22 protein-coding genes are annotated in these 21,273 nt (G+C 70.8%); 9 read left to right on the top strand and 13 right to left on the bottom strand.

What is annotated here, in order from left to right:
- The first annotated feature begins 47 nt into the window (after positions 1-47).
- Both IF17_RS0133830 and IF17_RS0133825 read left to right on the top strand, forming a co-directional pair.
- Positions 48-713 (top strand): GOLPH3/VPS74 family protein, encoded by a 666-nt coding sequence (locus tag IF17_RS0133830; protein WP_030574594.1) that lies wholly within the window; start codon positions 48-50, stop codon positions 711-713.
- Positions 710-1,948: a DUF418 domain-containing protein gene (locus tag IF17_RS0133825; protein WP_030574590.1), complete on the top strand. Its 1,239-nt coding sequence runs from the start codon at positions 710-712 to the stop codon at positions 1,946-1,948. Before IF17_RS0133830 ends, IF17_RS0133825 begins: the two co-directional genes overlap by 4 nt.
- 251 nt (positions 1,949-2,199) lie before the next feature.
- On the opposite strand, the gene IF17_RS0133820 is transcribed toward IF17_RS0133825, so the two are convergent.
- Positions 2,200-3,117 (bottom strand): NmrA family NAD(P)-binding protein, encoded by a 918-nt coding sequence (locus IF17_RS0133820; RefSeq protein ID WP_030574587.1) that lies wholly within the window; start codon positions 3,115-3,117, stop codon positions 2,200-2,202.
- A gap of 141 nt (positions 3,118-3,258) precedes the next feature.
- Between IF17_RS0133820 and IF17_RS0133815 the strand changes: the two genes are divergently transcribed.
- Complete coding sequence (locus IF17_RS0133815) at positions 3,259-3,837, top strand: TetR/AcrR family transcriptional regulator (RefSeq protein ID WP_030574583.1); 579 nt, start codon at positions 3,259-3,261, stop codon at positions 3,835-3,837.
- On the opposite strand, the gene IF17_RS0133810 is transcribed toward IF17_RS0133815, so the two are convergent.
- A complete protein-coding gene (locus tag IF17_RS0133810; RefSeq protein ID WP_030574580.1) occupies positions 3,815-6,853 on the bottom strand; it encodes an acyltransferase family protein in 3,039 nt (1,012 codons plus the stop codon). The two genes, IF17_RS0133815 and IF17_RS0133810, sit on opposite strands and share 23 nt — an antisense overlap.
- Before the next feature lie 34 nt (positions 6,854-6,887).
- Complete coding sequence (locus IF17_RS0133805) at positions 6,888-8,600, bottom strand: glycosyltransferase family 2 protein (protein ID WP_030574577.1); 1,713 nt, start codon at positions 8,598-8,600, stop codon at positions 6,888-6,890.
- A 318-nt stretch (positions 8,601-8,918) separates the two neighbouring features.
- On the opposite strand from IF17_RS0133805, the gene IF17_RS0133800 reads away from it, so the two are divergent.
- On the top strand, positions 8,919-9,740 hold the full coding sequence (locus tag IF17_RS0133800) for a phosphatase (protein WP_030574574.1): 822 nt from the start codon (positions 8,919-8,921) through the stop codon (positions 9,738-9,740).
- A gap of 51 nt (positions 9,741-9,791) precedes the next feature.
- On the opposite strand, the gene IF17_RS0133795 is transcribed toward IF17_RS0133800, so the two are convergent.
- From IF17_RS0133795 to IF17_RS0133785, 3 genes are all read right to left on the bottom strand, one after another.
- Positions 9,792-10,760 carry a cation diffusion facilitator family transporter gene (locus IF17_RS0133795; protein ID WP_030574571.1) on the bottom strand — a complete coding sequence of 323 codons (969 nt, stop codon included), beginning with the start codon at positions 10,758-10,760 and terminating at the stop codon, positions 9,792-9,794.
- Between the two features lie 62 nt (positions 10,761-10,822).
- Positions 10,823-11,695 carry an acyl-CoA thioesterase gene (locus tag IF17_RS0133790; RefSeq protein ID WP_030574568.1) on the bottom strand — a complete coding sequence of 291 codons (873 nt, stop codon included), beginning with the start codon at positions 11,693-11,695 and terminating at the stop codon, positions 10,823-10,825.
- A gap of 46 nt (positions 11,696-11,741) precedes the next feature.
- Positions 11,742-12,899, bottom strand: coding sequence for an acyl-CoA dehydrogenase family protein (locus IF17_RS0133785; protein ID WP_030574566.1), 1,158 nt, complete (start codon positions 12,897-12,899; stop codon positions 11,742-11,744).
- A gap of 209 nt (positions 12,900-13,108) precedes the next feature.
- Between IF17_RS0133785 and IF17_RS0133775 the strand changes: the two genes are divergently transcribed.
- Positions 13,109-13,450, top strand: a complete 342-nt coding sequence (locus tag IF17_RS0133775) for a DUF5713 family protein (RefSeq protein WP_018511264.1) — start codon at positions 13,109-13,111, stop codon at positions 13,448-13,450.
- Between the two features lie 45 nt (positions 13,451-13,495).
- Here IF17_RS0133775 and IF17_RS0133770 read toward each other — a convergent pair whose 3' ends face one another.
- Positions 13,496-14,104, bottom strand: a complete 609-nt coding sequence (locus IF17_RS0133770; RefSeq protein WP_030574563.1) for a MarR family winged helix-turn-helix transcriptional regulator — start codon at positions 14,102-14,104, stop codon at positions 13,496-13,498.
- 311 nt (positions 14,105-14,415) lie between these two features.
- Between IF17_RS0133770 and IF17_RS0133765 the strand changes: the two genes are divergently transcribed.
- Positions 14,416-14,769: a PRC-barrel domain-containing protein gene (locus tag IF17_RS0133765; RefSeq protein WP_018511266.1), complete on the top strand. Its 354-nt coding sequence runs from the start codon at positions 14,416-14,418 to the stop codon at positions 14,767-14,769.
- Between the two features lie 182 nt (positions 14,770-14,951).
- Here the strand turns inward: IF17_RS0133765 and IF17_RS0133760 are convergent, their stop codons facing one another.
- From IF17_RS0133760 to IF17_RS0133750, 3 genes are all read right to left on the bottom strand, one after another.
- Positions 14,952-15,167 carry a DUF397 domain-containing protein gene (locus IF17_RS0133760; RefSeq protein ID WP_030574560.1) on the bottom strand — a complete coding sequence of 72 codons (216 nt, stop codon included), beginning with the start codon at positions 15,165-15,167 and terminating at the stop codon, positions 14,952-14,954.
- Positions 15,160-15,963 carry a helix-turn-helix domain-containing protein gene (locus IF17_RS0133755; RefSeq protein ID WP_030574558.1) on the bottom strand — a complete coding sequence of 268 codons (804 nt, stop codon included), beginning with the start codon at positions 15,961-15,963 and terminating at the stop codon, positions 15,160-15,162. Before IF17_RS0133755 ends, IF17_RS0133760 begins: the two co-directional genes overlap by 8 nt.
- A gap of 172 nt (positions 15,964-16,135) precedes the next feature.
- On the bottom strand, positions 16,136-16,972 hold the full coding sequence (locus IF17_RS0133750) for an alpha/beta fold hydrolase (RefSeq protein WP_030574555.1): 837 nt from the start codon (positions 16,970-16,972) through the stop codon (positions 16,136-16,138).
- 189 nt (positions 16,973-17,161) lie between these two features.
- Here IF17_RS0133750 and IF17_RS0133745 point away from each other — a divergent pair, with 189 nt between their 5' ends.
- Both IF17_RS0133745 and IF17_RS0133740 read left to right on the top strand, forming a co-directional pair.
- The gene (locus tag IF17_RS0133745; RefSeq protein ID WP_030574552.1) at positions 17,162-17,929 is read left to right on the top strand and encodes an IS5/IS1182 family transposase; all 768 of its coding nucleotides are present in this window, start codon (positions 17,162-17,164) and stop codon (positions 17,927-17,929) included.
- 145 nt (positions 17,930-18,074) lie between these two features.
- Complete coding sequence (locus tag IF17_RS0133740) at positions 18,075-18,419, top strand: hypothetical protein (protein WP_030574549.1); 345 nt, start codon at positions 18,075-18,077, stop codon at positions 18,417-18,419.
- On the opposite strand, the gene IF17_RS0133735 is transcribed toward IF17_RS0133740, so the two are convergent.
- Both IF17_RS0133735 and IF17_RS0133730 read right to left on the bottom strand, forming a co-directional pair.
- A complete protein-coding gene (locus IF17_RS0133735) occupies positions 18,387-18,908 on the bottom strand; it encodes a hypothetical protein (protein WP_030574546.1) in 522 nt (173 codons plus the stop codon). The two genes, IF17_RS0133740 and IF17_RS0133735, sit on opposite strands and share 33 nt — an antisense overlap.
- On the bottom strand, positions 18,905-19,303 hold the full coding sequence (locus tag IF17_RS0133730) for a hypothetical protein (protein WP_030574544.1): 399 nt from the start codon (positions 19,301-19,303) through the stop codon (positions 18,905-18,907). The genes IF17_RS0133735 and IF17_RS0133730 overlap by 4 nt, the downstream gene beginning before the upstream one ends.
- 406 nt (positions 19,304-19,709) lie before the next feature.
- Between IF17_RS0133730 and IF17_RS0133725 the strand changes: the two genes are divergently transcribed.
- Positions 19,710-20,750 (top strand): hypothetical protein, encoded by a 1,041-nt coding sequence (locus IF17_RS0133725; protein WP_030574541.1) that lies wholly within the window; start codon positions 19,710-19,712, stop codon positions 20,748-20,750.
- Between the two features lie 213 nt (positions 20,751-20,963).
- Here IF17_RS0133725 and IF17_RS1000000140040 read toward each other — a convergent pair.
- Positions 20,964-21,273: Imm49 family immunity protein (locus IF17_RS1000000140040; RefSeq protein ID WP_244890573.1), on the bottom strand; the 310-nt coding region annotated here is incomplete at its 5' end.

The following is a 21,273-nucleotide window of genomic DNA, read 5'->3' as shown; positions in this document are numbered from 1 at the left end:
GGACGAAGAGACCGATCGGGACGAAGAGAGCACGGGGGAGCCTGACCATGGCCGTCTCGCTGGGCGAAGAGATCATGCTGCTGTCGCTGGACGACACGACGGGCGCGGCGAAGGGGGAGTCGGCGGCGCGCTGGGGCGTGGCCGCGGGCATGCTCCTGGAGCTGGTCATGGCAGGCCGCGTCACGGTGAAGGGCGGTCGCGTCGAGGTCTTCGACCCGACCCCGACCGGCGACTCCCTCCTCGACGGACGGCTCGACCGGCTGACGCGCTGGGTCCACGGGGCCTCCAGCAGCCGCAAGGTGGTCGAGTGGCTGACCCGGGAGCACGCGAAGGGCTCGCAGGACGTCGTGGACAGCCTCTGCGCCCGCGGCCTGGTGACCGAGGAGCGCCACCGGGCCCTCGGCGTCTTCCCGGTGCGCCGCTACCCGGAGGCCGACGGCTCCGTCGAGCGCGAGCTGCGGGACCGGCTGGCCGCGGTGGTGCTGTACGGGGCCGAGCCGGACGCCCGTACGAGCGCACTGGTCGCCCTGGTGCACGCCACCGGGATGCACCCGCAGGCCTTCCCCGGCCTGCCGAAGAAGCAGGTGACCCCGCGCATGGCGGAGATCGCCGACGGCCACTGGGCGGGCGTGAGCGTCCGGGAGGCGATCCGCAACCTCCAGGCCGCGATCTCCACGGTGACCGTGGTGACGGTGCTCTCCGTGGTGCCGTGAAGCGCCCGGAGACCATCGGGCCCACAGCGGCGATCGAGCCCGCCGCCGTAAGCCCAAGGCTTCACCGCATCGTCGAGATCGACGCGCTGCGCGGGTTCGCGCTCTGCGGCATCCTCCTCGCCAACGTCCTCGTGATGTCCGGCCTCGACGGGCTGAGCGGGGGCAGCGCCGGGCCGACCGCCAGTGGTCTGGACCAGGTGGCGCACTGGCTCGTCATGGCGCTCGTGCAGACCAAGTTCTACCTGCTGTTCTCCTTCCTCTTCGGCTACAGCTTCACCCTCCAGATGGACGCGGCCGAACGCGACGGGGCCCCCTTCGCACCGAGGATGCTGCGCCGCCTGCTCGGCCTGTTCGTGCTCGGCGCGCTGCACGCGGTCCTGCTGTACCCGGGCGACATCCTCACCACGTACGCGCTCCTCGGCCTGATCCTCCTCGCCGCCCGTGCCGTCGACCCGGCCAGGATGTGGCGTGCCGCGCTCCGGGTGTACGGGGTCGTGGCCGGGCTCTACCTGCTCCTCGGGGCGGCCGTCGCCCTGGTGGACACGGGTGAGAGCGACGAAGGCCTGGCGGCCTCCGCGGCCTCCGCGGCCGAGCTGACCACCGCGTACCGGGGCGGCCCGGCGGACGTGGTCCGCGCCAACATGGACGCCTGGAGCGACATTCTTGTCGGGCTCCTCATGATGGGCGGCATGGTCGTCGCCGCGTTCCTCGCCGGGTTCGTCGCGGGCAGGCGCCGCCTCCTGGCGGACACCGGCACCCCGGACCGCACGGCCCGGCTGCGGCGCGTCTGCCTCTGGGGCCTGGCCGTCGGCCTGCCCGGCGGGGTGCTCATGGCGGCGGGCACGGTGGGGCCGCTGGGCGCCCGCTGGGAGATCCCGGCGTTCATCCTCGGCATGCTGACCGCACCGGCGCTCAGCGCCGCGTACGCGAGCGGCCTGCTCCTCTGGTTCACCACCCCGCGCGGCGCCCGCCTGGCCGCCCGGCTGGCCCCGGCCGGACGCATGGCCCTCACCAACTACCTTGCGCAGTCGGTGGTGATGGCGCTCGTCTTCACGGGCTACGGGGCCGCCCTGTACGGCCGGGTCGGCGCGGCGGCAGTGCTGGGCGGGACACTTCTCTTCTACGGGTTCCAACTCGCGGCGTCCGCCTGGCTGATGAGCCGCCACCGGCTCGGCCCGGTCGAGCGGCTGCTGCGCGCGGTCACGTTGTGGGGCCGGCCCGCCCCTCGCGGCTGAACAGGCGGCTCCCCGGCCGGGATCCACCCGGAAAAGCGTTCGCCCCCTCCCCGGACGGAAGGCGATACTTCCGGTGCCCGGACAGAGCCGCACCACGGTGCGGCTCCGGGCCCCGGCCGACCGTGTCGTACGACCGTTCGGCCCGCACGACGGCTCGCGCGGGTCCCCGGGTAACGGGGGAGGGACTCGCGCGTGGCCGGTGCGGCGCACGGCGTACGGCGTAGGGTCCGGCGGCCGCGGCTGTCCGTTCCTCAGGCTCCTCGGGCCGCCGTCAGGTGGTTCTGCGCCCAGGCGGCGAACGTGGTCACCGGAATCCCGAGCTCCAGGGCGAGTTCGGGGCGGGCGGGCTGGAGGATGGCGTTGCTCCAGACGTGTCCGGCGCCCCATGCGGGCATGCCGGCCGCGAGGGCCTCGTCGAGGCTCATGGTGGGCGCCTCCACCGGAACGCCCCATGCGGTGGACAGCGTCCGGGCGACCTCCGTCATGGTGAGCACCTCACCGGCGAGCTCCAGCTCCACCTCGTGGAAGCGGTCGGGCTCCAGAACGGCGTGGGCGGCGGCCGCGCCGATGTCCTCCGTCGCCACCAGCGCCAGGGGCGTGTCCGGCAGCAGGACCGTCGCCAGGCCGCCCTCGGGCCCGTGGGGTGCCAGTTGGGGCAGGTTGTCCATGAAGAAGGCGGGCTTGATCACGGTCCAGCGGGCGAAGCCCGCCCCGCGCACCTTCTCCATGATCGCCTGCTTGGTGGCGAAGTAGCCCTCCATGGCCGCCCAGCGGCCCTCCGCCCAGCCCGGGGTCTCCGTGTGCCGCCCGACCCCGCTGGTCGAGGACTGGACGAACTGGGGCACCCTCGCGGCCCGCGCCGCCTCGATCAGGTGGGTCGCCTGCGCCAGCTCCGCGGCGAAGTCGGCCCCGCTCTCGTCCATCGGCGGCATCTGCACCGAGAACACGGCACGGACGCCCGCGCAGGCGGGATCCAGCGAGGACCGGTCGGAGAGGTCTCCGGTCACCAGCTCGACGCCCAGCGCCTCGACGGCCTTCGCGCGCGGGGCGTGCGGGTCGCGGACCAGCGCGCGCACCGGCACCCCGGCGGCCAGCAGTGCTCGGGTGACCGCCCCTCCCTGGCGTCCGGTGGCGCCGGTGACCAGTACGGGGGCAGAGGGTGATGACATGGCCGTGTCTCCTCGGGCAATCGTCGACGGGACCGCGAACGGGCAAAACGGCGGGGCCCGCCGTTTCACCCTCGCTACGATATGGCGGGGCCCACCACTTAGCAAGCAGAGCAAGCAGAGCAAGCAGAGAACGGAGAGCACGTGACCGGTCAGCGCTCGGACGCCCGACGCAACTACAGCCGCATCCTGGCCGTGGCCGAGGCGGAGGTCGCCCGGCACGGTGCCGCCGCCTCCCTGGAGCAGGTCGCCCGTACCGCCGGCGTCGGCTCCGCCACCGTGCGCCGCCACTTCCCCACCCGCCAGGCCCTCCTCGAAGCGGTCTTCCAGGAACGCATCCAGGCCCTCTGTCAGCGCGCCCACGAGCTGACCCGCGCCGACGACAGCCGGGCCCCCCTGCTGGACTGGCTCCACGACCTCGTGCGGTACGCCGTCTCCGCCCGGGGGCTCGCGGACGCCCTCACCTACGAGCCCCCCACCGACGCCCCCGCCGACCCCTCCGGGGGCCACTCCTGCGGCGCGGTGCTCGAAGCCGCGGCCACCCCGCTGCTCCGCCGCGCCCTGCGCGACGAGGCGGTCAGGCCGGGCGTCACCTTCCACGACCTGATCACCCTCGCCGTCGGCATCGCCCTGGCCACCGAGCACCACACCGAACCGGCCGTCCAGGCCGACCGCCTCTTCACCCTCACCGTCGAGGGCCTCAGCCCGAGCCGCCGCCCCTGACCGGACCGGAGTCCGAGCCCCTGACCTTCACCGTGACCTGATCGACCCGCATCGGATGCCCCGGTTCGGTGCCCGGCCCCGCCGTCGCGCCGTCCGCGGCCGGCAGCTTGCCGCCGATCGCCACGTTCAGGATCAGGAACACCCCGTGGTCCACCGCCCGCTTCCACGTCCCGGCGTCCATCTGCCCGGCGCTCACCCGGTGGTACACCCGGCCGTCCAGATACCAGCGCACCTCACCCGCGCCGAGGTCGACCTCCACGGCGTACGCGTGGAACTCCGTACGGCAGGTCGCGCACGCCTGCGGCCCCGACGTCAGCCCCACCGGTTCCTTGCACGGCCCGCCCTCCAGCACCCCGCAGTGCATCGAACCGAACACGGTGTCCCGGCCGTTGACGGACTCCATGACGTCCAGCTCACCGACGCCCGGCCATCCCGTGTACCCGTCGCGCAGCTCGGCGCCCAGGGTCCAGAAAGCGGGCCAGTACCCCGCCGCCTTCGGCCCGGTCACGTCCGGCAGCGCGATCGACGCCTCGATCCGCAGCACTCCGCCGGGCGGCGGTGCGAAGTCGGAACGTACGGTCTCGATCCGCCCGGAACTCCACGCGTCGCCCTTCCTGGTGGGCACGATCTCCAGCGCGCCCTTCCCGTCCAGGCGGACGTTGTCCGTCGAGTCGGTCATGGTCTCGATCTCGCCGGTGCCCCACTGCGGGGCCGGGCAGCCGGGGTAGCAGGTCCCGAGGTCGTACCGCCAGTTCGCGGGGGAGGGGCGGCTGCCCGCCGGGCCCTCGAAGTCGTCCCGCAGCAGCTCGGTCCAGTCCCCGGGGGCCGCAGGGGTGACGGCCGTCGGCAGCGCCCCCGCGTCCGTCAGCAGCCGCTCCAGCCTCGGGGTCAGCACGACGGCCGCCACATTGGTGAGGTGGGCGTCGTCCCGGTAGAGCAGGATGCGGTCCCGTACGGCCGGGCAGGTCGGGCCGTCGCCCGGGCAGAGGACCTGGTTCACGCCGATGGCCCGTACGCCCGGCACCGCCCCCGCCGCGATCCTCCGGGCCAGCGGATCGGCCGGAACCGCCTCCGCCCGCTGGAACGCGCAGGCGGCCGCACCGTCCGGAGCGCCCGAGACACACGCCGGGATGTCCTTCCCGGGTACGGGGGTGTCCTCGACGTACACGACCGGGGCGCCGATCGCCCGCAGCGGCTTCAGCGTCTTCTCCCATGCAGCGGCGAGGAGTTCGGGATCGGCGGTGTACCGGTTGAGCGAGGCGATCACGATGAGCCGGGGCTTCGGTCCCGTACGGAGACGCTCCAGGGCATCGGCACGCCAGGTGTCGCACTCCCGGTACGCACGACCCAGTTGCGGGCTGTCCACCGCCAACTCCGGCAGTGGGCATCCCTGCTTGACCAACTCCTGAAGCGCCCAGCCGCGTTGCGAGGCCAGCGCCAGCATCGGGGAGAACCACTGCCCCGCGTGCGAGTCGCCGAGCAGCACGATCCGGTCCGGGCTGTCCACCGCCCCGAACAGGCACTCCGGGCTGCGGGTCACCTCCGGCGCGACCTGGCAGTTCCGGTCCGGCGGGAAGTCCTTGCGGGCCTGGACCGGGTTCGGCACCACCGGCCCGTCCCCTGAGGGGGCCCCGAGCAGCGACGGCCCGGAGGCGGCCCCCGGCGGCAGCCCCTTGACGTCGACCGGAGTGGCGGGGCCCATCAGGTGCAGCGTGGCCGTGCCCACCACCAGGGCCAGCGCGACCGGCAGCACGATGGCCGAGACGCCCACCGCCAGCCCGCGCCGGGGGAGCTCGGAGACCGTACGGCTGCGGCGCAGCGGCTGTTCCACCCAGCGCATCGTGGCCAGCGCGGGCAGGACGGCGGCCAGCGTCAGCGCGGTCCTCGCGGGCCAGCCGAGCGTGCCGAGCCGGGCCTCCGCGAGGACGAGCACCGGCCAGTGCCACAGGTACAGGTTGTACGAGAGCCGCCCGACGGCCCGGGGCGCGCGCCCGGCCAGCAGCCGCCCGACCCCGTACGCGCCCTGGACGTTCCGCTCGCCCCGCCCCGGAATCGCCGCGAGGATCACGGCGGCGGTGGCCAGGGTCGGGACGAGCGCCGCGTAACCCGGGTACGGCGTCGAGGCGTCGTACGCCACCACGCACCAGCCGATCGCCGCCGCCCCGCCCCACCCGCACAGCAGCCGCAGCGGACGCGGCCCGCGCAGCAGGTGCCAGGGCAGCAGCGCGAGCAGCGCCCCCACTCCGAACTGCCAGACGCGCGACGGCGTTCCGAGGTACGCGAGCGAGACCGAGTGCTCCGTCCAGTGCAGGGACAGCGCGAACGAGCCGAGGACCAGCGCCCCGGTGACCAGCGCCACCACCGCCCGTACGGCCCGCCCCCGCCGGACCGCACGGGCGGCGCAGAGCACGACCACCGCGAGGAGCGGCGCCCAGAACAGGTAGAACTGCTCCTCCACGGCGAGCGACCAGAAATGCAGCAGCGGGCTCTGGTCGTGCCCGGCGGCCAGGTAGTCGGTCCGCTGGGAGACGAACCGCCAGTTGGCGACGGAGAGCGCCGCCGCGAGGACGTCGTACTCCAGGTCGGTGCGGCGCAGCGGTACGGTCAGCCAGGCGCCGGCCACCGCGACCGCCGCGAGCACCACGGCGGCCGAGGGCAGCAGGCGCCGGGCCCGTCGGGAGAAGAAGTCGCCGAGCCGGATCCGGCCGGTGCTGATGGCCTCGCGGACCAGGAGCCCGGTGATCAGGTAGCCGGAGATGACGAAGAAGACGTCCACGCCGACGAACCCGCCTGTCAGGCCCGGTATTTCGGCGTGGAAGGCGAGGACCGCGAGGACGGCGACGGCCCGCAGTCCCTCGATGTCGGGCCGGAACGTGGAGCGGTGCGGGCTGGGCCCGGACTCGCCGCCGGAACGCCGGGCGGGCGGCACGGGCGGTGGCGTGGACGCTGGTGCGGAGCGCTTCCGGCGGGGGCCGGGAGTCTTCCGGCGCGGCCCGGGAGCAAGGAGGAAGGGCATGACGGCAAGGCCTTTCAGCACGGCGCGGCTCGGCTCAGCTCGACCAGGGGAGCATCGGGTTGACCCACCCCGAGGCGAGCAGGCCGGTGAGCAGGAGGACGGCGGAGGCGGCGAGGGTCTCGGGCCAGCGGCGGGGCAGCATCCCGGCCGGGGAGCGCAGGCTCACCAGGAACGCCCTGGCCCCCGCGCCACGTGACGGCTGCGGGACGTCCTCGTCCCGCGCCCCCGGACGCAGCTCGGTCAACAGGTCACGTATCAACGGCACATTGATCTGGAGCTGCACCAAGAGATAGAGCAGCAGACCCCAGTTGGGCTCCCAGCCGTTACGGGCCACGGCCAGCGCGATCCCGGCCGCCGCCGCCCCGTTGGACAGGACGAGCCAGGCCAGCGAGACGCCCACCACCCGGCGGGCCATCGAGCCCGAACTCCCTTTGCTGCGCGTCCCCGTGGGCACCCAGGTGGCGCTGCGGCCCCGCAGGGTGTGCCAGAACGCGGTGGCGGCGGCCACGCTGGTGAGGACGTTGGCCCGGATCACCTCCACCCGCCAGCGGGTGCGGCTGATCCGGGGCAGCAGCACGTGCCAGAGCCAGAGCGGGGCGAGCAGCGGCAGCACGTGCCAGGGCCGGATGTGGTCCGGGTACCAGAACATCATCACCAGCGGCGGCAGCGGCGCGGCGAAGGTGTTCACGGCCGTCGTGAGGTAGCCGACGACGCCCTCGTAGAAGCAGAGCCGCATCCGCCAGGGCGCCCGCATCCGCTTCAGGACGGGCGTTCCAAGCAGGTGGAGGTTGCCCATCGCCCAGCGGTACTGCTGGTTGACGAAGGAGGTGACCTCGTCGGGCGAGGTGCCCTTGGCGACCAGGACGGGGACGTACTGGGTGCGGAACCCCTGCTCGTGCAGGGCGAGCCCGGTGTACAGGTCCTCGCTGTGGTCGAGCCGCGCGAAGCCGCCCGCCAGGTCGATCGCGCTGCGCCGGTAGACGGCGTTGGAGCCGCAGCAGATGGCGGCGTCGCTGGCGTCCCGGGAGGGCTGGATCCAGCGGAAGAACCACTCCTGGGCCGCACCGGCGGCGCGCTGGATCCACTCCATCGACTCGTCGGTGTCGAAGCACTGGGGGCTCTGCACGATGCCGACGGCGGGGTCGGCGAGATACGGCACCAGGTGGCGCAGGAAGTCCGGGCGGGGAGCGAAGTCCGCGTCCAGGATCGCGATGAACTCCGAATTGCTGAGTGTGAGCGCGTGGTTGAGGTTGCCCGCCTTCTTCAGATGCCCCCGGTCGGGCCGGACGACGTACTCGTACCCGTACGAGGAGGCCAGCGCGGCGACCTCGGGCCGGTCGCCGTCGTCCAGGACCCAGACGGTCAGGGCGCCGGGCCAGTCCACGGCGGCGACGGCGCGGTAGGCGTTGTCGAGGACGGGGAGGGGTTCGCCGCAGGTCGGCAAGTACAGGTCCACGGTGGGCAGTTCGGCGGGCTGCCAGGCGTGGACGAGCACCTCGTGCGACGGCCGGGTCAGCCGGCGCTGGCGCAGGCTGTTGACCGAGGAGAGCCCCAGCGCCACGACGTTGAGCCCGAGAATCGCGAGGAACGCCCACAGGGCCGGAGTCCGTAACGCGAAGGCGAACATGGTGGCCGCCGTGAAGACGAACGCCAGCGAACTGCTCACCAGGACCCAGCGCCGCTGCGGCCCGAAGTACCAGTAGAGCTCGTCGTCGGACGGTGGTTGCGGAAGGTGATGCACGGTCATAAAGCCCCCCACGGCTGTGTATGTACCCGTTTCAGGTGGCCCACCCTAGTGCCAAAGGTATAGACCACTTGCGCGAGAACGCGGCCTCGGGCGGAAATGAGACAGCGGATTGGCGTGACTCAATTGGTCCAGACCTCTGGGTGTTTCCATTCGACCGGCCGCACCCGTCGGGCCGGGGAAGGCGCAGGTCACGCGAGGGTGAACAGTCCCGGAAGACTTACGGGCCCGCGTCGGATCCGTCCGGCGTACTTGTCCGGCGTACCGTCCGGCGTACGGGACACCGGGCACGCCCCGCACCCCGGGCGGCACAATGGGTGCATGCCGATACCCAGCCGCGCCGCCCTCGTCGACCACCTCGTCCGTTCGCGTATCGCGGGGGACGTCGCCACACCTCGCGACAACAACCTCTCCCACTACCGCAAGCTCGCCAACGGTGACCGCCACTACTGGCTCGGCCTGGAGCTCGGCGACCGCTGGACCGACGAGCAGGACGTGCTCGCGGTGATGGCCGAGCGCTGCGGAGTGAACGACGACCCCGCGCACCGGATGGGCCAGGACACCATCGACCCCGAGCTGACGGTCGACGCCCTGGAGCGGATGGCGGCCCGCCTGCGCAAGGCGGCCGACGGCCACGAGCGGGTCCTCTTCGCCACCGGCCACCCCGGCGGCCTGCTGGACGTGCACCGGCAGACGGCGGACGCCCTGCGCCGGGCGGGCTGCGAGATCGTCCGCATCCCCTCCGGGCTGATCGCGGACGAGGGGCTGGTCGTCCAGTTCGCCGATGTCGCGATGCTGGAACGCGGCGCGACCCTCTGGCACACCCACTCCCCGGCCCCGATGGCGGCCATCCTGGACGCCATGGCGCACCTGGGCCGCCCGCTGCCCGACCTCGTCGTCGCGGACCACGGCTGGGCGGGCTGCGCGGGCGGGCGCGGGCTGGACGCGATCGGCTACGCGGACTGCAACGACCCGGCGCTCTTCCTCGGCGAGGCGGAGGGCACCCTCCAGGTCACCGTCCCCCTCGACGACCACGTCACCGACCCGCGCTTCTACGACCCGATGACGGACTACCTGCTGCACGCGGCGGGGCTGCTGGAGGACGAGCGCGAGCCCGACGCCGCACGGGAGCCGGCGGTGTAGGGGATCCGGCGGGCTCCTGGGGGCGGCCGGCGGAGCCGGAGCCGTCAGGCTTCAAGGCCCCCTGCGCCGCTCCCGCTGCTCCCGCCCCGGCGTCGGGTCCAGATACACCCGCCGGACCGACGGGAACCGCTCCCGCAGCTGGGCCTCCGCCTCCTCGCAGGCCCACTCGACCTCCTCGGCCGTCGCCATGTCCCGGAAGTCGACCTTCGCGGCGATCATGATCTCGGACGGCCCCTGGATGAGCGTGGTCAGCTCCAGTACGTCGACGATGTGCGGTACGGATTTCAGCTCCTCCCGCACCCCCGCCCGCACCGCCGGGGGCAGCGGGCGCCCGATGAGCAGCTGCGCGTTGGAGCGGCCGAGCACCCAGGCCACGTACACGAGCAGCAGGCCGATCAGGCAGGACGCGATCCCGTCCCAGACCCCCGACCCCGTGAGCTGCCCGCCGAGCAGCCCGCCCGCCGCCAGCAGCAGCCCGATCAGCGCCGCCGAGTCCTCCATGACGACGGCCTTCACGGCGGTGTCGGGGGTGTGGCGGAGGTAGTACGTGTCCGGCACCCGCAGCCGCGACGCCTCGCGCCGCACCTGCTTGACCCCGGTGCGCAGGGAGTAGCCCTCCAGCAGGAAGGCGACGGCCAGGACGATGTAGGAGATGAGCGGGTCGCCCAGCTCCTCGCCCGCGATCAGGGTGTGGACCCCGTCGTAGATGGAGAAGACCGCACCGCCGACGAACGTGGCGATGGAGGCGAGCATGGCCCAGATGTACCGCTCGGGGCCGTAACCGAGGGGGTGGTCCTCGTCGGCCGGCTTCTCGCTCCGCTTGAGCGCGGTGAGGAGCATGACCTCGGTGACGGTGTCCGCGACCGAGTGGGCGGCCTCGGAGAGCATCGCGCTGGACCCGCTGATCAGGCCGGCGACGGCTTTCGCGACGGCGATGCCGAGGTTGGCGAGGGCCGCCACGATGACGGTGAAGGTGGACTCCCCGTCGTCAGCTTCGCTCTTGACTTGCGCGTCACTCATGGAGCTCATGGAGGGGAGTATGTCCGAAATGGCACCTCAGGCGGGGCTCATCCCGCCGCCGGTCAACGGGGAACCCGGACGACACCCTCCTGGATGACGGTGATCGCGAGGCGCCCGTCGGCGGTGTAGATCCGGGCCTGGCCCAGGCCCCGCCCGCCGGAGGCCGAGGGCGACTCCTGGTCGTACAGCAGCCACTCGTCCGCCCGGAACGGCCGGTGGAACCACATCGCGTGGTCCAGGCTCGCCCCGACCACGTCACCGACCGCCCAGCCGCCCCGCCCGTGGGCCAGGAGCACCGAGTCCAGCAGCGTCATGTCGGAGACGTACGTGGCCATGCAGACGTGCAGCAGCGGGTCGTCCGCGAGCTTGCCGTTGGTCCGGAACCAGACCTGCGAACGCGGCTCACGCGTCTCGCCCACCGTGCCGAACGGCGGCGCGTCCACATACCGCAGGTCGACGGCGCCCCGCGCCTCGATCAGCCGGTCCACCATCCCGGGATCGCTGAAACGGTCCGCGTACCGGGGCAGCATCTCGGCGGCCGTGGGCAGGGTCTCCGGATCGGGGGAGGAAGGCATGTCGGCCTGGTGCTCCAGCCCGTCCTCGTACGTCTGGAAGGAGGCGGAGAGGTGGAAGATCGGCTGCCCGTGCTGGACGGCGACGACCCGGCGGGTGGTGAAGGACTTCCCGTCGCGGATGCGGTCGACGCTGTAGACGATGGGCGCGCCCGGGTCCCCGGCGCGCAGGAAGTACGCGTGCAGGGAGTGGGCGGCCCGCTCGGCGGGGACGGTCCGGCCCGCGGCGACCAGCGCCTGGGCCGCGACCTGCCCGCCGAACACCCGGGGCACGACCGCGCTGCGGCTCGTGCCCCGGAAGATGTCCCGCTCGATCTGCTCCAGGTCGAGCAGATCGAGCAGGGAATCGAGTGCTGCGCTCATGAAGAGAACGTAGTCCTTACAGCTCTTGCAGAGGGGCTGGGCCCGCCTACAGGCCCATGGACTTGGCGATGATCGACTTCATGACCTCGCTGGTGCCGCCGTAGATGCGGTTGACGCGGTTGTCCGCGTACAGGCGGGCGATCGGGTACTCGTTCATGAAGCCGTATCCGCCGTGCAGCTGGAGGCAGCGGTCGATCACGCGGTGCGCGACCTCGGTGCAGAACAGCTTGGCGGAGGCGGCCTCTGCTGCTGTGAGCTCTCCGGCGTCCAGGGCCTCCAGCGCACGGTCGGCGACGGCCTGGGCCGCGTCCACCTCGGCCTGGCAGGCGGCCAGCTCGAACTTGGTGTTCTGGAACGAGGCGACGGTCTTGCCGAAGACCGTGCGCTCCTGCACGTACTCCTTGGCGAACCGGACGGCGGCCGCGGCCTGCGCGTACGCACCGAAGGCGATGCCCCAGCGCTCGGAGGCCAGGTTGGTGCCGAGGTAGCCGAAGCCCTTGTTCTCCTCGCCCATGAGGTCCTCGACGGGGACCTTGACGTCGACGAACGCCAGCTCGGCGGTGTCGGAGGTCTTGAGGCCCAACTTGTCGAGCTTGCGGCCGACCGAGTAGCCCTCGGACTTCGTGTCGACGGCGAAGAGGGAGATGCCGAAGCGGCGGTCGTCCTCGCGCGGGGCGGCGGTACGGGCGCAGACGATCACGCGGTCGGCGTGGACGCCACCGGTGATGAAGGTCTTCGCACCGTTGAGGACGTAGTGGGTGCCGTCCTCGGAGAGCTTGGCGGTGGTCTTCATGCCCGCGACGTCGGAGCCGGTGCCCGGCTCGGTCATCGCGAGGGCCCACATCTCCTCGCCGGTCGCGAACTTCGGCAGCCAGCGCTTCTTCTGCTCGTCGGTGGCGAGCATCTTGACGTACGGGAGGCCGAGCAGCGTGTGCACGCCGGAGCCGCCGAAGGAGACACCCGCACGGGCGGTCTCCTCGTAGATGACGGCCTCGTACTTGTGCGAGTCGATGCCCGCGCCGCCGTACTCCTCGTCGACCTCGATGCCGAAGATGCCCAGCTCACCGAGCTTGAGGTAGAACTCGCGCGGCACGACGCCCGCGGCGAACCACTCGTCGTACACCGGCACGACCTCGGCGGCGATGAAGGCGCGGATGGTCTCCCGGAACGCCTCGTGGTCCTCGTTGAATACCGTACGGCGCACGGGGTGCCTCCTTGATCGGCCTTGATCGGCTGGTGTATTCGCTCACCGGACAGGGCTAAGCGCTTGCTCATTCCCCCTCGAAGTTACCGGTCGGTCACGGAGCTGTCCAGGGTGATGCTGAGCACGCGGGAGAGCGGCTGGGCCGGGGCGTTGTCAGTGGCGTGGTGCACGATCGACGGGAGTGCACCGGCAAGGGCGGAGGGGCCATCGTGACGATCACGAACCAGCAGGTGGCGGAGCACGCGTTCCTGCTCCCGCTGTACGAGGACGACTACTACCCGGACCACGTCCTGGACCGGGGCCGGGCGGTGCTGCTGCGCCTGTGCGAGCGGATCGAGGCGGAGCGGCCGGCGGACCTGGCGGCGCTGTACCGGCTGACCGAGGGAGCGACGGAGGAGTTCAACGCCCTGGAGGCGGAGTTCGAGGCGGCGGGCAGCGAGATCGAGACGGTGGCGCGCGAGGAGATAGGCGAGGCGTTCTGGTTCATCGCGCAGGCGTACGGCTTCGAGGACGCGGACGGGGAGGAGCTGATCGCGGCCCGGGAGTGGTGAGGAGGTCCCGCCGCCCGGCCGCACACCAGCGCGCCGGAGTGCTGGTCATCCCGTACGCCGTTCCGTCCCGGTGTCCGGCGGCCGCTCCGACCCGTCACCCGGCGGCTGCTCCGCCCGGTCACCGGGCGGCTGCTCCTTCCCGGTGTGCGGGGGCTGCTGGGCTCCTGATCCCGGAGGTTCGGCGGGCCCGGCCCGTACGGCGCCGGTGAGCGCGACGCGGATGGTCTCCACCGCCTCCATGAGCCGGGCCCGCGAGGCCGGTGACGCCCGCGCCAGAGCGGCCGCGAGACGCTCCTCCCGCCGTGCCCGCAGCCGGTCGAGGTGCACTCGCCCCTGAGCGGTCAGCCGCAGCTCGACCTCGCGCCGACTGGCCGTGCTGGAGGACCGCCGTACGAAGCCGATGGCCTCCAGCCGGTCGCACAGCCGGCTCACCGACGACGGCGCCGCGTCCAGCTCCGCACCCAGCTGCCGCAGATTGATGCCCTCCCGGCGCTCGATCACGTACATGACCCGAAGCTGAGGCGCGGACACGGTGACGGGCGAGAAGCCTTCGGGAACCCGCGTCCAGTAGACCTCCAGCAGCTCGATGACCCCACGCATCGCCCGTGCCACATCGCGGAGCCTCTGATCAGGGCCGGAACGCTCTACGCCCATGCTGGAACACCCTCGGTCGAGCTGCGGCCCTGTCCGCGCCTGCGGGCAAGTCCTCCTTAGCGTTGACGCCCCAGCCGTTCCGAAACCCATGATTCTTCATCTGGGTCGCGCGGAGGCGCGGAGCGGGCGCATCGAATTCCCGCGAAATGGATCGAAAAACGTACGAGTTCGCAGACATGGTGCCGGGGGTGCCGGGCACGAGGCTGTCAACGGTTGCTCAGGAAATGAGCAGGGCGGAAAGAGCACCTTTTCAACGAGGTGCGCGGTCCGCTGAACCAAATTCATTCAGGTGCGATCGAAGGAGTTTCTTTATGTCTGAGAACCTGTGGGGCTACCAGCCGACCGTCGGCCACACCGTCGGCACCGACCTGATCGGCTACAAGGTTGAGGCGACCGACGGCAGCATCGGCAAGGTCGACAAGCACTCCGACGACGTCACGTCCTCGTACCTGGTGGTCGACACCGGCGTATGGATCTTCGGCAAGCACGTCCTGCTCCCGGCGGGCACGGTGAGCCGGATCGACACCGACGACCAGAAGGTCTACATCGACCTCACGAAGGAGCAGATCAAGGACGCCCCGGAGTTCGACAAGGACAAGCACGTCGGCGACGCGGACTTCCACCGCACGACGGGTGAGTACTACGGCCGCCACCGTCGCGTCTGATCCGACGGCGACGCCGACGGACCAGAAGTGACAGCGGGCGGGGGGGGGGGGGGAACCTCGCGGCCCCCGCCGGCCCCCGCCAGCTCTGGGCCGGCGGCGGCGGCGCCCGAGGGGGAAAAGGGGGGGGGGGGGGGGGGGGGGGCGGGAGCGCCCCCCCCCCCCCCCCCGCCCGCGTGCGCGGACTACAGGGACCCGTCGCGTACGACGTTGATGAAGGTGGACCACCCGGGCGCGGGGATGAGGAGCGTAGGCCCGCCGGGAACCTTGGAGTCGCGGACGGGGACGGCGGTGGGGTGGTGGTCCTGCACTTCGAGGCAGCTCCCCGACTCGCTGCCGCTGTAGGACGACTTGCGCCAGCGGGTGGGCGAGAAGTTGGTCGGGATGCTCCGCCTAGCCATGTTCTCTGTAGCCCTTCGCTGTTGTTGCCTTCAGCTCCGCCAGAGAGATGTCTCGTGACAGGGAGTCGCTCAGTGCAAGAGCGTAACGGCTCTGGAGTGCCTCGACTACGGCCGGCGAGTCGTGCAACTTCCCTACCCGCACCCCTTCGCTGTAGGCGACGGGCGGCTGGTCATCGAACCACATCAACGTGAGCATGCTTTCCAGCAACGAGTGGAAACCGAGCGACATGGGGAGCACGTGCGTGCGGATGAGTTTCGCTTCGGTGAGCTCGATGATGTGGTCCAGTTGCTCCGCCATGACCTTCGGTCCACCGATCGGACGTCGGAGCGACGCTTCGTCCAGGATCGCCCAGACCACCGGTGGCTTGGCGCCCTCGAAGATCTTTGCGCGCTTCAGCCGTGCGACGACGGCCTTGTCACATTCCGTCGGGCTCAACGGTGGGAACGCCATGCCGAGGACGGCACGTGCGTACGCCTCGGTCTGGAGGATGCCCGGGAGAAATGACAGGGCGAACTCGCGGATCATCGTCGCCTGTTGTTCGAGATGCCGCGCTGCGCCGAAGTAGTCCGCGAGGACTCCGTCGTCCTCCGCTCCCCGCCGGAAACTCGTGAGCACATTGCCCGTGCCCAGCGCCAGATCCAGTCGTCGGGCGTCTTCTTCGCTCGGCACGCGGCGTCCGGCCTCGATATGCGAGATGTGCGACCGGGTCATGAGGGCCGTGGTTGCCAGCTGCTGCTGGGTCAGTCCTGCTGCTTCACGTGCGGACTTCAACCATTCGCCATAGGCATTACTCACAGCCAGCTCCCGTGCGACAAGCGCGATGTCACTCCGAATGCTCTGGCGAGCCTAAAGGCTGTCCCGCAAGTCGTGGTCGTTCGGGGTTCGGCGGTCAGTTGGGGATGGGGCGTGCTCCGCTTCGAGTGCCAGAAGGGGTGCCAAGCGCCGCCGAACCGCTCGAACGACAAGCTCATCCCTTGATGAACTCGATGATCTGCGGGGCGATCTTCTTCGGAGCCATGACGACGGCGCCATGGTTGAGTCCGGGCAGAGTGCGGTGGTCGGCCTGCGGCAGGATCTCGGTGACGGCGAGGGCGGCGCGCTGGAATGCGGCTGGACTCTTGCCACCGGTCAGCACGCGGGTGGGTAGGGCCACCCCTTTCCACTCCTCGGCATCGAGCGGCTTGCCTTGCTGGGTATCGCCCATGACCGCGATGTCATAGGGGAGAGTGCTGGCCAACTTGGTGAGTTTTGCCCACATTTTCGGCATGAGCTTCATGAAGAACACGGCGATGCCGGGCATGCCCTGCACCCTGGTCATGAAGTACTTGACCGCGTCGCTGTGCCGGCCCTCCGCAAGCAACGCGGTGATCTGTTGCGCGAGGTCCTTAGGCGGTCCGTCGTCGCCTTCCCCGACTACGAACGGCGGCTCGTACAGAGCTAGGCGGTCGACGTTGACTCCGGTCGCGGCCGCGCGCAGGGCGAGGACCGCTCCGGAGGACGAGCCGAACAGCGACGCCGAACCGCCGACGTGTTCGACCAACGCGGCGATGTCTTCAATCTCGCGGTCGGGGGCGTAAGTAGCGGCGTCCCCGCTGGCACCGCGTCCGCGCCGGTCGTAGTTGATCACAGTGAAGTGGTGGGCGAGGAGAGTCGCGAGTTTGGCTGTGTCCGAGCGGTCTGCCAGTGCCGAGGCAACCAGGACGACGGCCGGCCCGCGGCCCGACTGCTCGAATGCGATCTCGGTGCCGTCGGCGGAGGTGACTCGGGCCTCGGCTCCGGCCGACTGCTCTCGCGCTGTTGCCATGTTTGTCTCTCCAGTTCACGTAGGGTCCGTACTGCTGTGGTGTGCGTTGCTGCCAATAGGACCCCCGCAGTGCAGGAAACTCATCGGTGCGCCAGGCTTTCGGTGCCGAAGTCCTCGCAGGGAGACGACGAACCCCCTCACGCAGAATCGAGGGCATGGGGCGGCAGCGGCAACTGGGATGATCCAGTTGTGACTGGTGTGATTACGGCATCGCAGCCGTCCTGGATAGCCCCGTTCACCGGGCTGAACCAGCGTTCCTTCGGCAAGCTGGTGACGGTTCTGCGGCGCGAGGGTGCGGACGCCGTCGGTAGAGGGCGGCCGTGGAGCCTGCCTCTGGAGGACCGGACGCTGCTGGTCGCGGCTTACTGGCGAACAAACTTGACGATGCGGCAACTCGCACTGCTCTTCGGTGTGTCGAAGTCCGCAGCAGACCGGATCATCGACCATCTCGGGCCGATGATCGCGCTCCGGCCACGCAGGTCTTTCGACAAGGGCACCGTACTGATCGTGGACGGGACACTCGTGCCCACCAGAGACCACACCATGGCCGAGCGGTCCAAGAACTATCGGTACTCCACCAACCACCAGGTCGTCATCGACGCTGACACTCGCCACGTCGTCTTGGTGGGCCGCCCAGTACCCGGCAACCGCAATGACTGCAAGGCATGGGAGGAGTCAGGGGCCAAGGCTGCCGTTGGCATGACCATCACCATCGCCGACGGCGGCTATCCGGGCACCGGACTCGTGATGCCTCACTGGCGCCGCAAAGCCGAGGAGCTGCCCGACTGGAAGGAGGCCCACAACAAATCCCACAAGCAGGTCCGCGCCCGGGACGAGCACGTCTTCGCCCGCATGAAGAACTGGAAGATCCTCCGTGACTGCCGCCTCAAAGGCGATGGTGTCCACCACGCCATGCTCGGCATCGCCCGGCTGCACAACCTCAACCTCTCCGGCTAGATAAGCGGCCGGATTGATCGCCTCCCACGGTCCCGTCCCTCAGAGATCATTTACGGGACAGCCCTTAGCCGCGCCGGTCTCACTCTGTGAGTGGATCGCCACTCAGCGAAGAATTCACCCTCACATGTCACGAAGTTGACTTCCCATGAGCGAAAAGGCGCCGAACGAAGCCCGTCTGCTTCCCTGGACCGGCCTGGGAGGCAGGCCCTGCTACGTCGTCGGCAACGGCACGGGCAGGGTCTCGCAGGCTGCCGACAAGGTGGAGGCCCAGCAACTCAGCATGGCGCTCGAACTGCTGGACCACGCCGACGACATGCTGGCCGACGAACAGACCACCGAGATCCAGCTCCGCCACGTGAGCGCGGCCCTCACGCACTCCCTGCGCGATGTGCACCGGGTCGCCCGGAGCCGAGGGCTCAGGCTCGGGATCCCGGACGACTCAGGGGAGGAGCACCCCTCAGGCCAGGGGCTCATCCGGCTGCTTCCCTGAGGGTGACGGCGACGGCGACAACGTACTTTCGTGGTCGGTCAGTTCGGCCAGGCCGAGGACGGAGCGGTACTGCTCGGGGGAGAGGCCCGTGGGGTTCTGGCCGGCCATCCGGTCGTCCTCGTAGCGCTTCCGCTGCTCCTCCGCGTACAGCCGGAGCGCGGCGCGGGCCTCATCCGGGGTGCCGCCCAGCGCGGTGGCCACCTCGGCCCAGGTGGACCCCAGTTCCAGGGCGGCGTGCACGGTCCCCCCGCGCTGCCGCAGGACCGTGCGGCGGATGGACTCGCCCAGTGCCAGCTCGGCCAGGGCGTCGGCGGCGGTGGCGCGTCCGGTGGCGTGGGCGGAGGGCGGCAGGTGCCGGCCGGTGACGCGCCGCTCGGCCTCGCCGTACTTCTCCACCTGCCAGGTCAGCGGGGTCGTGGTCGTCACGTCGTCGGGCCGGCGGACCGCCTTGCCCTTCCAGTGCTGGTACGCGTCGATGCCGATGCTCATGGGGCAGAAGCCTTTCGTTCTCCGCGGCCCCACAGGACCACACCGCAGAGGGCGGCGAGTGACGCCAGATGCGCACCGGCTCCGGCGAGCAGGAACCACCAGGGGGAGTCGCCGCGCCCGAAGGCGCCGAGGCCCAGGCCGACGGCGGCGACCACCGCGACGATCAGGCCCATCCACGGCAGGGCGTACATCGTCAGCGTGCCCGCAGTGGTGCAGCGGAACGGGGTGGGCGTGGTGGAGCCGCAGTCGTCGGTGGCGAAGACGGACACGTACAGCGCGCCGAGGTTCACCAGCAGGCCGAAACCGGCCAGGACGGCCACCGTGCACAGGTAGAGCAGCGGCCACTGATCCGGCGTACAGGGGAGAGTGCTCGCGTACGGCGTGCCTGTGTTCATGGGCTCACGGTAGGAACTGGTCCGGGCCCGGACATGAGCGTCCGTACTCACTCCGGTATGGCTGATTTCCCCCTCGTACGGTGACGATCCCGACAGGGTCGTGCGCGGGCGCGATCCGGTTTCCGGCACAAACCGCTCACCGGATCGTGCGCGACCGCGACGCGGTGGCGAGCGACATCAACTACTTGAAGAACTAGAGAAATAACCCCACCCAACCCAACCCTTCGTTCACCTGACGGATCCCGGGGGCTCGTCACCCACACGGGTGAGGTTTGCCAACTGAGCTGGATTTCGCACCGGTTGGCAGGCATATGCTCACGCCACCAGACCAGCACATACGTCGGCCCCCGGCCGGGACTGCAATCCCGATCGAGGGCCTGACCACCAAGGAAGAGACAGCTTCCCGATGGATACCTCGCAGAATACTGCGCTCATGCGCGCCCTGACAGAGCTTCCCGGCCCTCTCCCGGCCCGTGGCGTGATCCACATCGCGATCCGCCACACCGACCGCTTCACCGTCGTCGGCAACCACCTCGCCCAGCACCCCACCCTCAGCACGACCGCCGTGGGCCTCGCCGTACGCATCCAGTCGCTCCCTCAAGGCACCGAGATCGGCATCAAAGCGCTCGCCGCCCGCTTCCCCGAGGGCGAGAAGCTCGTCGCCGCCGCCCTGCGCGAACTGGAAGCCCACGGCTACCTGCAACGGGCCCGCACCCGCCTGCCGAACGGCCGGATCGTCACCCGCACGGTGTTCTGCAACCAGCCTGCGGCGCTGTTACGGCCCAGGGCTGTGGCGCCGCTGCCACAACGGCGCCCCGCCGCACCGCAGATCCCAGCACCGCAGATCCCCGAGCCCGAGCCGCCCGCACCGGAGCCGCCCGCACCGGAGCCGCCCGCACCGGAAGCGGCCGCCGCCCCCGCACCCCCCGACGTACAACACGACCATGAAGACGAACACGCACCGCAGGCCAACACCCCCTTCGTCCCCCTCGTCCCGCCCCCCACCGCGCCCAAGCCGCCGCGCCCGCCCCTGCCTCAACCCCGCGAACTCACCCCGGAGCTGGACCGCGCCGCCACCGCACTCCTCAGCGACCTCCGCCGCCACGCACCCCAGTTCGTGCTCTCCGAGAACGACGTCCGCCAGCTCGTCCCCGCAGTCGCGGCCTGGCTGGAACGCGACGCCCACCCCGACACCATCCGCCACGCCCTCACCAACGACCCGCCCAGGCTCCTCCGCCACCCCGCCAAACTCCTCAGGCACCGGCTCACCGTGCTGCTGCCCCCGCCCCTCCCCGGCCCCGACGAACTCGCCGCCCCCGCCCGACCACGGGTCGTCGTCACCCCGTTACAGACCTGCGACGGCTGCGAACGCGCCTTCCGCGCCCCCACCCCCGGCCGCTGCCGCGACTGCCGAACCGAACACGGGACCGCCCAGGCCGCCGCCTGACGACAGACCTGGCCGCGCGCCCTCTTGGTGATCCGGTGATCTGGTGATCGTCTTCGCGTGCCCTACATAATGTGAAGATCACATACATCGTCGGTCATGGGACGGGGGCATCCTCACGAGAGTCCCGGTCTTCATGCTGTCCGCCATCTTCCGAGGCCATGAACTCTTCATCGCCCTGGCCGTCATCCTTTCGCTCGCCGCAGGGGCGGGAACCTACGCCGCAGTTCGCGGAAAGCGTGAACGCCCCTTCACCTGGGGTCTGTGGGGAGCTTGTACGGCGGCCACACTCGCGCTGACGATGTGGAGTACGGGAGACGGGGGCGGCTCCGCGATATGCACGGTGAACCGGGACATATTCGAGCCGTTCCGCCATACGCGGGGGCAGTGGAACTTCTGCCTGCTGTCCTTGGCGCGGTCCTTGTTCAGGGTCCAGTACGTCTTGTGGAGTTTCAGGGCGTCCGCGAGGGCGGGGGTGAATCCGTCGCGGTCGTTGCGGACGTAGTGGTAGAAGAGGTTGATCGGC

Source organism: Streptomyces cyaneofuscatus (assembly GCF_000718135.1).
Taxonomy (GTDB): domain Bacteria; phylum Actinomycetota; class Actinomycetes; order Streptomycetales; family Streptomycetaceae; genus Streptomyces; species Streptomyces cyaneofuscatus.
Note: the sequence above shows the minus strand (reverse complement) of the source record. Positions and strands in the feature narration are given on the sequence as shown.